The following is a 13,839-nucleotide window of genomic DNA, read 5'->3' as shown; positions in this document are numbered from 1 at the left end:
AATCCAAATACCCAATTACTGGTTTTTCTGGTTTTGCGGTGTGCCGAAACAACAGTCGAAAAAAAGGCAGCCCGCAGGCTGCCTTTTTTACTGCCGAGCTTCTAGAAGCTCAACGGCCTTTCGACCGCAGACGCTGGATCGCCGCCAACTGCGCGATCGCCGCGGCCATTTCAGCCTGGGCTTTCGCGTAGTCGATGTTCGAGTCCTTGTTCAGCATCAGCTCTTCAGCCTGCTTCTTCGCGGACTGCGCCTTCGCTTCGTCCAGGTCGGCGCCGCGGATTGCGGTGTCGGCCAGCACGGTCACGCCGTTCGGCTGCACTTCCAGGATACCACCGGCGACGAAGACGAACTCTTCACCACCGCCGGCAACCTGGATGCGCACGGCGCCCGGGCGGATGCGCGTGATCAACGGGGTGTGCTTCGGGTAGATACCCAGCTCACCCGCTTCACCCGGCAACGCGACGAATTCGGCCTGGCCGGAGAAGATCTGCTCTTCGGCCGAGACGACGTCGACTTGAAATGTGTTTGCCATGTGTGTCTTTCAGTGGAAGAAAGCGACTTAACCAGCAGCCAGTTTCTTGGCTTTCTCGATAGCTTCTTCGATCGTGCCGACCATGTAGAACGCTTGCTCAGGCAGGTGATCCAGTTCGCCCGAATCGATCATCTTGAAGCCCTTGATCGTGTCTTTCAGCGAAACGTACTTGCCTGGCGCGCCGGTGAAGACTTCAGCGACGTGGAATGGCTGCGACAGGAAACGCTGCATTTTACGTGCGCGTGCCACGACCAGTTTGTCTTCCGGCGCCAGTTCGTCCATGCCCAGAATCGCGATGATGTCACGCAGTTCCTTGTAGCGCTGCAGGGTGTTCTGCACAGCGCGCGCGGTGGCGTAGTGTTCTTCGCCGACGACGAGCGGGTCCAGCTGGCGCGAGGTCGAATCGAGTGGGTCGACCGCAGGGTAGATACCCAGCGATGCGATGTCACGCGACAGAACGACGGTCGAATCCAGGTGAGCAAAGGTGGTTGCCGGCGACGGGTCGGTCAAGTCATCCGCAGGGACGTAGACGGCCTGGATCGACGTGATCGAACCGGTCTTGGTCGAGGTGATGCGCTCTTGCAGACGGCCCATCTCTTCGGCCAGCGTTGGCTGGTAGCCCACGGCCGATGGCATACGGCCCAGCAGTGCCGAGACTTCGGTACCGGCCAGGGTGTAGCGGTAAATGTTGTCGACGAAGAACAGAACGTCCTTGCCTTCGTCACGGAACGCTTCCGCCATGGTCAGGCCGGTCAGCGCGACGCGCAGACGGTTGCCTGGTGGTTCGTTCATCTGACCGTAGACCATTGCCACTTTCGAGTTGGCAGGGTTTTCCAGGTCGACGACCTTGGCATCGGCCATCTCGTGGTAGAAGTCGTTACCTTCACGGGTACGCTCACCCACGCCGGCGAACACGGACAAACCCGCGTGTGCCTTGGCGATGTTGTTGATCAGTTCCATCATGTTGACGGTCTTGCCGACACCGGCGCCGCCGAACAGGCCGACTTTACCGCCTTTGGCGAACGGGCACACCAGGTCGATGACCTTGATACCGGTTTCCAGCAGGTCGGTCGATGGCGACAGTTCGTCGTAGGCCGGCGCGTCACGGTGGATCGACGCCATGCGCTCGTGGCTGACCGGACCGCATTCGTCGATCGGGTTGCCCAGCACGTCCATGATACGGCCCAGGGTCGGAGTGCCGACCGGGACCATGATTGGCGCGCCGGTGTTCTGGATGATCATGCCGCGACGCATGCCGTCCGAGCTGCCCAGAGCAATGGTACGGACCACGCCGTCGCCCAGCTGTTGCTGGACTTCCAGGGTCAGATCCGAGCCTTCCATTTTCAGTGCGTCGTACACTTTCGGCATGGCGTTACGTGGAAATTCCACGTCAACCACTGCGCCGATACACTGAACGATTTTGCCATCAGCCATGTTCGTTCCTTCAGATATTTAGTTAAATTCTTTTAAGCGTAAATCGTGGAGAGCTAGTCAGTTAGAGTCAGTTGGGGACAGAGTACCGGGCGCTGTGCGCCCTAAAGCCTACGCGGCCCGCTCTGTCCCGCAATTTAGACTGCTGACGCGCCCGATACGATCTCGGAGAGTTCTTTGGTAATCGCTGCCTGGCGGGTCTTGTTGTAGACCAGCTTCAGGTCGCTGATGACACTGCCGGCGTTATCGCTCGCGGCCTTCATTGCGACCATGCGTGCCGATTGCTCGGACGCCAGGTTTTCTGCCACAGCCTGGTACACCAGCGCTTCCACGTAACGCACCAGCAGTTCGTCGATGACGACCTGTGCTTCCGGCTCGTAAATGTAGTCCCAGCTGGTGGCGCCTGCATCGGCTTGCAGCGATTTCGCCGACAGCGGAAGCAGTTGCTCGACCACGGTTTCCTGTTTCATCGTGTTGATGAACTTGGTGTAGCACAGGTAGACAGCATCGAGCTTGCCTTCCTGGTACGCGTCCAGCATCACTTTGACCGGTCCGATCAGCTTGTCCAGTTGCGGTGCATCGCCCAGCTGGGTCGCTTGCGAGACCAGCTTCATGCCGACGCGGTTCAAGAAGCTCAGGCCCTTGTTGCCAATGGCAACTGCCTCAACGCGGTTGCCCGCTTGCTCCTGTTCGCGCGCCTTGAGCGTTACCTGGCGCAGGATGTTGGTGTTCATGCCGCCGCACAGACCTTTATCGGTCGTGACGACGATGAAACCAACAGCCTTGGCCTGCACGTCCCTGGCCTGCGCCATGAATGCGTGCGTGTACTCCGGGTTTGCAGTGGCCAGATTGGCGGTGATGTTACGAACCTTGTCACTGTAGGGACGGGCGGCGCGCATACGTTCCTGCGCTTTGCGCATTTTCGATGCGGCGACCATTTCCATCGCCTTGGTGATCTTCTTCGTATTCTCTACGCTTTTGATCTTGCCACGAATCTCTTTGCCTGCTGCCATGAGTCCTTACTCCTTCCAGGCGCCGGCGTCGTGATTCACGACGCCGGCCCACAGATTAATATGCGCCGGATTTCTTGAAATCAGCAACGGCTGCGGCCAATGCTGCTTCGGCTTCTTTGTCCAGTTGCTTGGTTTCGTCGATCTTGGCCAGCAGCGCTGCATGGCCCGACTTCAGGAAGGCGTGCAGGCCGTGCTCGAATGGCAGCACTTTCTTGACTTCGATATCGTCCAGGTAACCCTTGTTGACGGCGAACAGCGATGCGGCCATCAGCGAGGTCGACAGTGGCGAGAACTGTGGCTGCTTGAGCAGTTCGGTCACGCGCGCGCCGCGGTCCAGCTGCTTGCGGGTCGATTCGTCCAGGTCCGATGCGAACTGCGCGAACGCAGCCAGTTCACGGTACTGGGCCAGGTCGGTACGGATACCGCCCGACAGGCCTTTGATGACCTTGGTCTGGGCAGCGCCACCGACGCGCGACACCGAGATACCGGCGTTGATCGCAGGACGGATACCGGCGTTGAACAGCGACGTTTCCAGGAAGATCTGGCCGTCAGTAATCGAGATCACGTTGGTCGGCACGAATGCCGAGACGTCGCCCGCTTGCGTTTCGATGATCGGCAGTGCGGTCAGCGAACCGGTCTTGCCGGTCACGGCGCCGTTGGTGAACTTCGACACGTAGTCGGCGTTCACGCGTGCTGCGCGCTCGAGCAGGCGGCTGTGCAGGTAGAACACGTCGCCTGGGTACGCTTCGCGACCTGGTGGACGGCGCAGCAGCAGCGAAATCTGGCGGTAGGCAACAGCCTGCTTCGACAGATCGTCATACACGATCAGCGCGTCTTCGCCGCGGTCGCGGAAGTATTCGCCCATCGCGCAGCCCGAGTAGGCCGAGATGTATTGCATGGCGGCCGATTCCGACGCCGATGCGGCCACGACGATGGTGTACTCCATCGCGCCGTGCGTTTCCAGCGAGCGCACGATGTTCTTGATGGTCGATGCTTTCTGGCCGATCGCGACGTACACGCAGGTCACGCCCTGACCTTTTTGGTTGATGATCGCGTCGACTGCGACAGCCGATTTACCGGTCTGGCGGTCACCGATGATCAGCTCGCGCTGGCCACGGCCGATTGGCACCATGGCGTCGATCGACTTGATGCCGGTCTGCATAGGCTGCGACACCGATTCACGGGCGATAACGCCTGGGGCGATCTTTTCGATCGGGGCGGTCAGCTGTGCATTGACAGGACCCTTGCCGTCGATCGGCTGGCCCAGCGCATTGACGACACGGCCGCGCAGTTCAGGACCGATCGGCACTTCGAGGATGCGGCCGGTGGTCTTGACGATGTCGCCTTCCGAGATGTGCTCGTAAGCACCCAGGATGACCGAGCCGACCGAGTCGCGCTCGAGGTTCATGGCCAGGCCGAAGGTGTTGCCTGGGAATTCCAGCATCTCGCCCTGCATCACGTCCGACAGACCATGGATGCGGCAGATACCGTCGGCGACCGAGATCACCGTGCCTTGATTGCGAACATCAGCCGAACTTTCGAGGCCCTGGATCCGGCTCTTGATCAGTTCGCTGATTTCAGATGGGTTAAGTTGCATGCTTGCTAACTCCAATTATAGTTTCTTGATGCGTAGGGCAAGGGCGAGTCGCCGGCGGTGCGATGAGGTTAGTTGGCCAGTGCAACGTGCATCCGTTGCAGCTTGGCGCGAACCGAGGTATCGAGCACTTCATCACCGACGACCACGCGCACACCACCGATCAGCGAAGGATCCACTGTTACCGTTGGGTTGAGCTTGCGGCCAAATTTCTTTTCCAGCGTGGCGACCAGCTGCGCCAGCTGGTCGGCCGAGATCTCGAACGCGCTATGGATCGTCGCATCGGCAGCGCCTTCGTTCGCGTTTTTCAGGAGCGCAAACTGGGTGCTGATCTCGGGCAGCAGGTTGATGCGGCCATTCTCGGCCAGCATCGCGATAAAGTTCTTCGCTTCAGCATTCAGCGGCGACTTGACCAGGGACGCAATCGTGTCCGCCAGTTGTGCGTGCGTGACGTTCGGGTTGCTGGCGAAGGTCTGCACGTCGGAAATGGCGCCGATCTGGCCCAGTTCCGACGCGATGGCCGAGTAGGCGTTCATGTCGCCGGTTTGGGCGACACGGAACAGCGCTTCGGCGTAGGGGCGGGCGACGGTTGCGAGTTCTGCCATGATCAGAGCTCGGTCGACAGTTGCGACAGCAGGTCGGCGTGGGCCGCTGCGTTCACTTCACGCTTGAGGATCTGCTCGGCGCCGGAAACCGCAAGGGCGGCGACCTGGCCACGCAGCGCTTCGCGCGCGCTGTTTACTTGCTGCTCGGCGTCAGCCTTGGCGGCAGCAACGATACGTGCGCCTTCTTCGGCAGCAGTACGCTTGGCTTCTTCGATGATCGCAGCAGCGCGCTTTTCAGCGTCGTTGATGCGCTTCTGGACTTCGTCACGGGCGCCAGCCAGTTCGGTCTGGACACGCTTTTCAGCAGCAGCCAGATCGGCCTTGCCACGGTCAGCAGCAGCCAGGCCACTTGCAATCTTCGCGGCGCGCTCATCGAGCGCCTTCATCAGTGGCGGCCACACGAATTTCATCGTGAACATCGCCAGGATAAAGAAGACCACGAACTGGACAAACAACGTTGAGTTGATGTTCACGGTATTTTCCTTCTTACAGAAACACGGATGCCGAACCAGAACTGGTTCGGCCCTTCAAGACAGCGAGAAGCGCGTCTTAGACTGGAACGAACGGGTTAGCGAACGCGAACAGCATGGCGATACCGACGCCGATCAGGAATGCCGCGTCGATCAGACCAGCCAGCAGGAACATCTTGGTCTGCAGGGTGTTCATCAGTTCTGGCTGACGTGCGCTAGCTTCCAGGTATTTACCGCCCATGATCGCGATACCGATACAAGCGCCGATAGCGCCCAGGCCGATGATCAAACCGCAAGCCAGTGCAACAAAAGAAAGGTCAGTCATGTGTAACTCCAAAAGTTAAATTGAAAACTAGATTAAAAACTACAACTTCTTTACAACCACTATCTGTTTCGATGCTTGCGGCGCCGATCAGTGGCCTTCGTGTGCCTGACCGAGGTAGACCAGCGTCAGCATCATGAAGATGAATGCCTGCAGGAATACGATCAGGATGTGGAAGATCGCCCAGATGGAACCAGCAATGATGTGGCCAACGACACCGAATGCGGTAGCCGATGCACCCAGCAGTGCGATCAAGAGGAACAGCAGCTCACCGGCAAACATGTTGCCGAACAGTCGCATACCGAGCGACACCATTTTTGCTGCGTATTCGATGATATTCAGGAGCAGGTTGAACGGCGCCATCCAGATGCCGAACGGTGCTGCCAGCAGTTCGTGGATCCAGCCGCCGAAGCCCTTGATCTTGATGCCGTAGTAGATCATCAGGACCAGCACGCCCAGCGAAATGCCGATGGTGCCGTTGATGTCAGCGGTCGGGACCACGCGGTGATACGGGAACAGGTGCTCGACGCCCAGGGCGGCAAACGCCGACGAGAACATATCGACTGGCAAAAAGTCGAGGCAGTTCATCAGGGCGACCCAGACGAACACGGTCAGTGCCGCTGGCGCGATGAAGCTGCGGTCACCGTGCACGATCGACTTGGCTTGGTCGTCGACCATTTCGAACAGCATCTCGACGGCAGCCTGGAAACGGCCCGGCACGCCGGCAGTCGCCTTGCGCGCGGCGCTCCACAGGATGAACGAACCGAGCAGGCCCATGGCGACCGACCAGAACACGGTGTCCAGGTTGATGACCGAAAAGTCGACCGGACCATTCTGATGGCCAGTCGACAGGTGGCCCAGGTGGTGCCGGATATATTCTGATGCGGTGGGCGCGTGGGCTGCGCCGTCTACGGTTGGAGTCGCCATGTCATTGCCTAAATAATAAGAATATGTAACTTTTCAGCGCCACGATGATTCCGGCGACCAATGCCAGCCAGTTCAGATCGCGGTACAGCCACGCCGTCGCGCCCAGGAGCGCCAGCGTCAATGCAATCTTTATAAATTCCCATATGAAAAATGTCGCAGGGTTCGCCGTGCCGCTTGCTGAAGCGGCAAACAGGCGTACTGCCATGATTCCGTTGGGCACGACGCAACTCAAACCGCCCAGTACCGCAGAAAACGCCGCAGGCCATCCCCCCAGTAATCCGGCGATGATGCCGACGAGTACTGTTGCAATCAACTGCAGGGATACGATGCGCAGCATATTTTTTAGGTCTTCGCGCTGGCGCAGTGGACGTGCTACGTGGTGGTAATTACATGAATCGCCGGAATTATAAGTGGTTATACGGACGTGAGTCAAACGATTCCCTACTTATAACTGCCCTGTAAAGATGACGAAAATGTGACACGTTGCTGGACGATAGCGCATTATTTTCAACAACTTAACGCCAGATGGTGTATGGGAGGGAAGTGACAGTTTCGCTCAAGTAGAAGCTGAGGTTGGACGCGTCAGCGGCAGAGCTGCCGACGCGTCCAAAGGACAAAGCCCCGCCTGTTTTTACCCCCGCAGCCGCGCCAGCACGCCTTCGAGGATATCCAGGTCGGCAAAGTCGATGATCATCTGCCCCCTGCCCTTCGGCCCCATCTTGAACACGACCGGCGTGGCCAGCTTGTCCGACAGCTCTTCTTCAAGGCGCACGATGTCGCCTGACTTGTCTTTCGCGCGGGCAGCTTGCGCCGGCGCGTTGTGCTCGTCGAGCGTGCGCGAGACCAGTTTTTCGGTTTCGCGCACCGACAGGCGCTTGGCGATGACCTGATTGGCCAGCGTGATCTGGTGCGCACTGTCCACGGCCAGCAAGGCGCGCGCGTGACCCATGTCGATGTCGCCCGCCATCAGCATCGTTTGCACCGGCTGCGCCAGGTTGATCAGGCGCAGCAGGTTCGACACTGCACTGCGCGAACGGCCCACGGCGCCGGCCGCCTGTTCGTGCGTGAAGTTGAAATCCGAAATCAGACGCTGGATGCCCTGCGCTTCTTCGAGCGGGTTCAGGTCTTCGCGCTGGATGTTCTCGATCAGCGCCATCGCGGCGGCGGCCTGGTCGTCGACATCGCGCACCAGCACCGGGATCTCGTCCAGGCCCGCCATCTGCGCCGCGCGGAAGCGGCGCTCGCCGGCAATGATCTCGTATGGCGTCGTGCTGCCTGGCGGCAACGGACGCACCAGCACCGGTTGCATGATGCCCTGCGTCTTGATCGACGCGGCCAGTTCGGACAGGCTCACTTCGTCCATGCGCGTGCGCGGCTGGTACTTGCCGGCCTGGATCTGGGTCACGGCGAGCACGGATGGCGTGTTCGGCATGGCGGGGGCGGCCTCGAGGTCGCCGCCGAGCAGGGCTTCCAGGCCGCGGCCCAGTCCCTTGAGTTTTTTGGTTGCCATATTCTTTGTCTACTTCGATGTCAGCTTGGGTAATGGGTCACATGGTCTTGATGCGCTGGACCATCTCGGCGCCGAACGCGATGTACGCCTGCGCGCCTTTCGACGACGGATCGAACGTCACGCCCGGGATGCCATACGACGGCGCCTCGGCCAGCCGCACGTTGCGCGGGATGATGGTCTTGAACACCTTGTCGCCGAAATGCTGCTCGAGCTGGCCCGAGACCTGCTGCGACAGCGTCATGCGCGGATCGAACATCACGCGCAGCAAACCGATGATCTTCAGGTCGGTGTTCAGGTTGGCGTGCACCTTCTTGATCGTGTTGACCAGGTCGGACAAGCCTTCGAGCGCGTAGTACTCGCACTGCATCGGGATGATCACGCCGTCGGCGGCGCACAGGCCGTTCAGTGTCAGCAGCGACAGCGCCGGCGGGCAGTCGATCAGGATGAAGTCGTAGTCGCCGGCCACCGCCGCCAGGGCTTCCTTCAGGCGCCGCTCGCGGTTTTCGAGTGCGACCATCTCGACTTCGGCGCCCGCCAGCTCGCGGTTCGCGGGCAGCACGTCAAAGCGCCCTGCTTCGGAGCGCACGCGCGCCGTGGCCACATCGGCCTCCCCCAGCAGCACCTGGTAGATCGACGCCTCGAGTTCGGCCTTGTTGATGCCCGCGCCCATCGTGGCGTTACCCTGCGGGTCAAGGTCGACCAGCAGCACGCGCTGGTTCAGTTTGGACAGGCCTGCCGACAGGTTGACGGTGGTGGTGGTCTTGCCTACCCCACCCTTCTGGTTCGCAACGCAAAAAATCTTCGCCATCTTTTCCTTTCCTGGATGCGACAACAAGGTGTCATACCGTTCATATCGTAAAAATCGTTTTAATGATTTTAATGGTATTAACGGTATAAATTGTTTATACGGTTAATATTATTTATTCCGTTTATATCGTATGTAATATTATTTAGAACGCTCGATAAAAACCAGGTGCCGTTCGGCCTGCAACCGTGGTACCCACAATGGCTGCAAATCGACTACTTTCCAGTCTTGCGGCAGCCGTTCTCGCTCGTCGCTTGGCGCCACCCCTTTCAAGGCGATGAATTTGCCGCCCTCGGCCAGCAGATGACCCGACCAGTTGACGAAATCCGACAGGTCGGCAAAAGCACGTGACGTGATCACGTCGAATTCGTCGCTCACCGCCAGGTCTTGCACCTTCATCGTGTGCACGCTGACGTTGGTCAGGCCCAGTTCGGCTTTGACTTGTGTAAGGAACGCGGTTTTTTTATGGACGGTGTCGATCATCGACACCTTCATGTCCGGTCGCGTGATGGCAAGCACGATGCCCGGCAAGCCGCCCCCTGCCCCGACGTCCAGCACATTGCGCGCGCCCGCGAACGCCGGCACGGCCGCCAGCGAATCGAGCAAGTGGTGCGTGACCATCTGCTGCGGGTCGCGCAGCGACGTCAGGTTGTAGACAGCATTCCACTTGTGCATCAGTTGCAGGTAGCCCATCAGCTTGGCCTGCTGCTCGGGCGTGACGTCCAGGGTCATGTCCTTGATACCCTGGTCCAGCACTGCGGCCAGGGCATCGTGATCGAACGAGTACTTCATTGCGCTGCCTCCGCAGGGGTCGTGGTAAAACCTTTGGCGCCGCGTTTTTTCAGCGTCACCAGCAGCAGCGAGATCGCCGCCGGCGTGACACCCGAAATGCGCGAAGCCTGGCCTAGCGTTTCGGGCCGCTGCTTGTCGAGTTTCTGACGCACTTCGAACGACAGCGCCTCGATATCGAGATAGCTCAGGTTCTCGGGCAGCTTGAGGTTTTCGTAGTGATCGTGACGCTCGACCTCGCGCGCCTGGCGGTCGATATAGCCCGAATACTTGAGCTGGATTTCGACCTGCTCTTTCACTGCCGGATCGTCGACGCCCGGCCCGGCCAGGCTCTGGCCTTCCAGTCCATTCATGGTCATCAGGGTGTCGTAGTTCACGCCCGGTCTGCGCAGCAGGTCGGCGAGGTTGTATTCGCGCTCGAGCGCCTGGCCCACCACGCGTTCCGATTCGGCGGCAGCGAGGATGCGCGGGTTTACCCACACCGAGCGCAGGCGCTCGAGTTCACGGGCGACGGATTCACGCTTGGTCTCGAACGCTTGCCAGCGTGCGTCATCGACCAGGCCCAGGCTGCGGCCGATTTCGGTCAGGCGCATGTCGGCATTGTCTTCACGCAGCGACAGGCGATATTCGGCGCGGCTGGTGAACATGCGATATGGCTCGGCCACGCCTTGGGTGGTCAGGTCATCGACCAGCACACCAAGGTAGGCTTCCGAGCGCCCCGGGGTCCAGGCATCCTTGCCCTGCGTTTGCAGTGCGGCGTTCAGGCCGGCCAGCAAACCCTGGGCCGCCGCTTCTTCGTAGCCGGTGGTGCCGTTGATCTGGCCGGCAAAGAACAGGCCCTTGATCGACTTGGTTTCAAGCGATGCCTTCAAGCCGCGCGGGTCGAAATAATCGTATTCGATGGCATAGCCCGGGCGCAGGATGAAGGCGTTTTCCATGCCGCGCATCGAGCGCACCAGGGCCAGTTGCACGTCGAACGGCAGGCTGGTCGAGATCCCGTTCGGATAGAACTCGTTGGTCGTCAGGCCTTCCGGCTCGAGGAAGATCTGGTGCGATTCCTTCGTTGCGAAGCGGTGGATCTTGTCTTCGATCGACGGGCAGTAGCGCGGGCCGACGCCTTCGATCACGCCCGTGTACATCGGGCTGCGATCCAGTCCGGCGCGGATGATGTCATGCGTGCGTTCATTGGTGTGCGTGACCCAGCATGGCACCTGCTTCGGGTGCATCGCCACATTGCCCATGTACGAAAATACGGGCACCGGATCGAGGTCGCCAGGCTGCTCGGTCAGCAGGGAAAAGTCGATGCTGCGACCGTCGATGCGCGGCGGCGTGCCGGTTTTCAGGCGGCCTTGTGGCAGCTTGAGTTCTTTCAGGCGGGCCGATAGCGATGACGCCGGCGGATCGCCAGCGCGGCCACCCGCATAGTTTTGCAAGCCAACGTGGATCTTCCCGTCCAGGAAGGTCCCGGCCGTGAGCACCACCGCGCGCGCGCGAAAACTCAGGCCCACCTGGGTGACGGCGCCAACGACGCGGTCGCCCTCGACGATCAGGTCTTCCACCGCTTGCTGGAACAACCACAGGTTCGGCTGGTTTTCCAGGCGCGCGCGGATTGCCGCCTTGTACAGGACGCGGTCAGCTTGCGCGCGGGTAGCACGCACGGCCGGACCCTTGGACGAGTTCAGGATCCGGAACTGGATCCCTGCCTCATCGGTGGCGATAGCCATTGCGCCGCCAAGGGCATCGACTTCCTTGACCAGGTGGCCTTTGCCGATGCCGCCAATCGACGGATTGCAGGACATGGCGCCCAGCGTTTCAATATTGTGGGTCAGCAACAAGGTCTTTTGACCAGTGCGGGCAGACGCGAGTGCAGCTTCGGTACCGGCATGGCCGCCGCCGACGACGATGACGTCGAATTCAGTAGGAAATAGCATGATGGGGGTGTGTGGCGAGGAGACGAATGCGCGATTATAGATTCTTTTTTCGTGTCGGATTCCCCTACGGTTAGAAAACGACAGATTTTTGTTTCACGTGGAACCTTGATCGGGTGTGCGGCCTGGATTGTTTCACGTGGAACGTAGAAAAAGAAGCCGGACGAATCCGGCTTCTTTATGTTTCACGTGGAACAGTCAGACTTACCAACCCAGTTTTGTGAACGAATCGTAGGCTGTCTTCACAATCAATGCGGTGACGACGAACAGGAAGACCTTGCGCACGAAGCCGCTGCCGTATTTGATCGCAAGTCGTGTCCCGAACAACGAGCCCACAATCTGACAACCGGCCATCATCAAACCGAGCTGCCAGAGAATATGGCCGCTGTAACCAAACCACATCAACGCGGAAAAATTGCAGGCGACATTGACGATCTTGGCCGCAGCTGACGCGCTCAGAAAATCGAAACCAAAAAAGCGGACGAACAAGAAGATCAGGAAGCTACCGGTGCCCGGACCGAAAAAGCCATCGTAGAAACCGATGGCCGCGCCAATGCCGATTGCCCAATACCGCTCCGCCATGCCACTGTGCTTCGGTGCATGGACCGAGCCCAGGTCTTTCTTCATGAAGGTGTAGACCGCGACCGCAATCAGGATAATTGGCAGCAAGGCACGCACGAAATCCGCAGGCACGCGCGTCACGGTCCAGGCGCCGACGAACGACAATGCAAAAGCGGCGACTGCCGCCGGTGCGGCGGTACTCCACGCCACCCTCACCCGACGCGCGTAATCCACGGCGGCCGTACTGGTGCCGAAGATCGATGCGAATTTATTGGTACCGAGGATGGTTGCCGGTGCTTCCTTCGGCAACAACGAGAACATGGCAGGAATCTGGATCAGGCCGCCGCCGCCAACAACGGCATCGACCAGGCCGGCGGCGAATGCAGCGGTACCGAGCCAAACAACATCAATCATGGGAGAGATCGCGAAGAATAACCGAAGCCGTGATTTTACGGCAAGCCGTACATACTCACACGCCGTCAGGCAATCGGGGACTTCACGAAGTCGAGCAGCAATGCATTGAGACGATCCGCACCGGAGAGCTGCATCCAGTGGCCAACACCATCGATGCGTTCGTAACGAAAACCTGCACGACATAGCTCGCGCGAATCGAGCATCTGCTGCTCGCCGAGCGCCGGATCATGTTCGCTCCAGACGCCCATCACCGGCACATTGACCGGCAGCCAGCGTTGGCCGGAAGCCGACTTGAAGTTGGCGCGGTAATAGTTCAGGGCAGCAGTCAGCCGACCTTGCGGGGCAAGCGCGGCGATCCAGATATCTTGCTGCTCACGGCTGCGGATCATTTTTCGCAGCGCGGCCCAGTCGCCTGCTTTCAACAAAGCCTCCGCCACGACGGGCGTCTTGAAAACAAGCATGTACCAGAAGCGCAGCTTCTGGCCGATCCCGGATCTGGCAATTGCTTTCGGGTGACCGACCGACAAGGCGGCGTATCGCGTGATGCGTTCAGGTGCATGCATGGCCAGGTGCCAGCCGATCAACGCGCCCCAGTCGTGACCGACGACGACAGCCTTTTGAATACCGAGCGCGTCCATTAGCCGCAAGACATCGTCGGCCAAGAACGACACCGCATACGCACCAACATCCTGTGGCATATCTGTCTGGCCATAGCCACGCAGATCGGGTGCAATCACACGCAAGCCAGCTGCAGCGAGAACGGGAATCTGCCGCCGCCAGATCTGGTGGGTGTCGGGGAAACCGTGAAGCAGGATCACAGGCGGCCCTTCGCCGGCTGTCACGTAGTGCATGTTCAGGCCATTGACCTTGGCGTACAACGACGTAAATGCCATGCGATTCCCCTTGCCGCTGACTCGATGAAACACAGCTTACCAGAA

General features: G+C 59.7%; 15 protein-coding genes. All 15 read right to left on the bottom strand.

Features of this window, described 5'->3' with window-relative positions; translation table 11 throughout:
* Nucleotides 1-109: 109 nt before the first annotated feature.
* Complete coding sequence (locus AB2N08_RS08065) at nucleotides 110-532, bottom strand: F0F1 ATP synthase subunit epsilon (protein WP_367610113.1); 423 nt, start codon at nucleotides 530-532, stop codon at nucleotides 110-112.
* Between the two features lie 27 nt (nucleotides 533-559).
* Nucleotides 560-1,966 carry a F0F1 ATP synthase subunit beta gene (atpD, locus tag AB2N08_RS08060; protein WP_367610112.1) on the bottom strand — a complete coding sequence of 469 codons (1,407 nt, stop codon included), beginning with the start codon at nucleotides 1,964-1,966 and terminating at the stop codon, nucleotides 560-562.
* Nucleotides 1,967-2,100: 134 nt separating this feature from the next.
* Nucleotides 2,101-2,976, bottom strand: coding sequence for a F0F1 ATP synthase subunit gamma (gene atpG / locus AB2N08_RS08055; protein WP_367610111.1), 876 nt, complete (start codon nucleotides 2,974-2,976; stop codon nucleotides 2,101-2,103).
* Between the two features lie 55 nt (nucleotides 2,977-3,031).
* The gene (gene atpA, locus AB2N08_RS08050) at nucleotides 3,032-4,573 is read right to left on the bottom strand and encodes a F0F1 ATP synthase subunit alpha (RefSeq protein ID WP_367610110.1); all 1,542 of its coding nucleotides are present in this window, start codon (nucleotides 4,571-4,573) and stop codon (nucleotides 3,032-3,034) included.
* Nucleotides 4,574-4,641: 68 nt separating this feature from the next.
* The gene (locus AB2N08_RS08045) at nucleotides 4,642-5,175 is read right to left on the bottom strand and encodes a F0F1 ATP synthase subunit delta (protein ID WP_367610109.1); all 534 of its coding nucleotides are present in this window, start codon (nucleotides 5,173-5,175) and stop codon (nucleotides 4,642-4,644) included.
* 2 nt (nucleotides 5,176-5,177) lie between these two features.
* Entirely contained in the window at nucleotides 5,178-5,648 is a 471-nt protein-coding gene (locus AB2N08_RS08040) for a F0F1 ATP synthase subunit B (RefSeq protein ID WP_367610108.1), read from the bottom strand.
* Nucleotides 5,649-5,724: 76 nt separating this feature from the next.
* On the bottom strand, nucleotides 5,725-5,970 hold the full coding sequence (atpE, locus tag AB2N08_RS08035) for a F0F1 ATP synthase subunit C (protein ID WP_183554857.1): 246 nt from the start codon (nucleotides 5,968-5,970) through the stop codon (nucleotides 5,725-5,727).
* Between the two features lie 87 nt (nucleotides 5,971-6,057).
* Nucleotides 6,058-6,894, bottom strand: coding sequence for a F0F1 ATP synthase subunit A (gene atpB / locus AB2N08_RS08030; RefSeq protein WP_367610107.1), 837 nt, complete (start codon nucleotides 6,892-6,894; stop codon nucleotides 6,058-6,060).
* Between the two features lies 1 nt (nucleotide 6,895).
* Nucleotides 6,896-7,231: an ATP synthase subunit I gene (locus AB2N08_RS08025; protein WP_367610106.1), complete on the bottom strand. Its 336-nt coding sequence runs from the start codon at nucleotides 7,229-7,231 to the stop codon at nucleotides 6,896-6,898.
* Nucleotides 7,232-7,525: 294 nt separating this feature from the next.
* A complete protein-coding gene (locus AB2N08_RS08020; protein ID WP_367610105.1) occupies nucleotides 7,526-8,404 on the bottom strand; it encodes a ParB/RepB/Spo0J family partition protein in 879 nt (292 codons plus the stop codon).
* A gap of 37 nt (nucleotides 8,405-8,441) precedes the next feature.
* A complete protein-coding gene (locus tag AB2N08_RS08015) occupies nucleotides 8,442-9,212 on the bottom strand; it encodes a ParA family protein (protein ID WP_367610104.1) in 771 nt (256 codons plus the stop codon).
* 138 nt (nucleotides 9,213-9,350) lie between these two features.
* Nucleotides 9,351-10,001, bottom strand: coding sequence for a 16S rRNA (guanine(527)-N(7))-methyltransferase RsmG (rsmG, locus tag AB2N08_RS08010; protein WP_367610103.1), 651 nt, complete (start codon nucleotides 9,999-10,001; stop codon nucleotides 9,351-9,353).
* On the bottom strand, nucleotides 9,998-11,929 hold the full coding sequence (gene mnmG / locus AB2N08_RS08005; protein WP_367610102.1) for a tRNA uridine-5-carboxymethylaminomethyl(34) synthesis enzyme MnmG: 1,932 nt from the start codon (nucleotides 11,927-11,929) through the stop codon (nucleotides 9,998-10,000). Before mnmG ends, rsmG begins: the two co-directional genes overlap by 4 nt.
* A gap of 201 nt (nucleotides 11,930-12,130) precedes the next feature.
* Nucleotides 12,131-12,901, bottom strand: a complete 771-nt coding sequence (locus AB2N08_RS08000; RefSeq protein ID WP_367610101.1) for a sulfite exporter TauE/SafE family protein — start codon at nucleotides 12,899-12,901, stop codon at nucleotides 12,131-12,133.
* A gap of 65 nt (nucleotides 12,902-12,966) precedes the next feature.
* On the bottom strand, nucleotides 12,967-13,794 hold the full coding sequence (locus AB2N08_RS07995; protein ID WP_367610100.1) for an alpha/beta fold hydrolase: 828 nt from the start codon (nucleotides 13,792-13,794) through the stop codon (nucleotides 12,967-12,969).
* Between the last annotated feature and the right edge of the window lie 45 nt (nucleotides 13,795-13,839).

This window comes from Massilia aurea, from assembly GCF_040790145.1.
In the GTDB taxonomy this organism is placed as follows: Bacteria; Pseudomonadota; Gammaproteobacteria; order Burkholderiales; family Burkholderiaceae_D; genus Telluria; species Telluria aurea_C.
Note: the sequence above shows the minus strand (reverse complement) of the source record. Positions and strands in the feature narration are given on the sequence as shown.

Coding starts and splice junctions, on each gene's coding strand:
- AB2N08_RS08065 (WP_367610113.1), bottom strand. CDS start 532: ATGGCAAACACATTTCAAGTCGACGTCGTCTCGGCCGAAGAGCAGATC.
- mnmG (WP_367610102.1), bottom strand. CDS start 11,929: ATGCTATTTCCTACTGAATTCGACGTCATCGTCGTCGGCGGCGGCCAT.
- AB2N08_RS08020 (WP_367610105.1), bottom strand. CDS start 8,404: ATGGCAACCAAAAAACTCAAGGGACTGGGCCGCGGCCTGGAAGCCCTG.
- AB2N08_RS08000 (WP_367610101.1), bottom strand. CDS start 12,901: ATGATTGATGTTGTTTGGCTCGGTACCGCTGCATTCGCCGCCGGCCTG.
- atpG (WP_367610111.1), bottom strand. CDS start 2,976: ATGGCAGCAGGCAAAGAGATTCGTGGCAAGATCAAAAGCGTAGAGAAT.
- AB2N08_RS08015 (WP_367610104.1), bottom strand. CDS start 9,212: ATGGCGAAGATTTTTTGCGTTGCGAACCAGAAGGGTGGGGTAGGCAAG.
- atpD (WP_367610112.1), bottom strand. CDS start 1,966: ATGGCTGATGGCAAAATCGTTCAGTGTATCGGCGCAGTGGTTGACGTG.
- atpE (WP_183554857.1), bottom strand. CDS start 5,970: ATGACTGACCTTTCTTTTGTTGCACTGGCTTGCGGTTTGATCATCGGC.
- AB2N08_RS07995 (WP_367610100.1), bottom strand. CDS start 13,794: ATGGCATTTACGTCGTTGTACGCCAAGGTCAATGGCCTGAACATGCAC.
- atpA (WP_367610110.1), bottom strand. CDS start 4,573: ATGCAACTTAACCCATCTGAAATCAGCGAACTGATCAAGAGCCGGATC.
- rsmG (WP_367610103.1), bottom strand. CDS start 10,001: ATGAAGTACTCGTTCGATCACGATGCCCTGGCCGCAGTGCTGGACCAG.
- atpB (WP_367610107.1), bottom strand. CDS start 6,894: ATGGCGACTCCAACCGTAGACGGCGCAGCCCACGCGCCCACCGCATCA.
- AB2N08_RS08045 (WP_367610109.1), bottom strand. CDS start 5,175: ATGGCAGAACTCGCAACCGTCGCCCGCCCCTACGCCGAAGCGCTGTTC.
- AB2N08_RS08025 (WP_367610106.1), bottom strand. CDS start 7,231: ATGCTGCGCATCGTATCCCTGCAGTTGATTGCAACAGTACTCGTCGGC.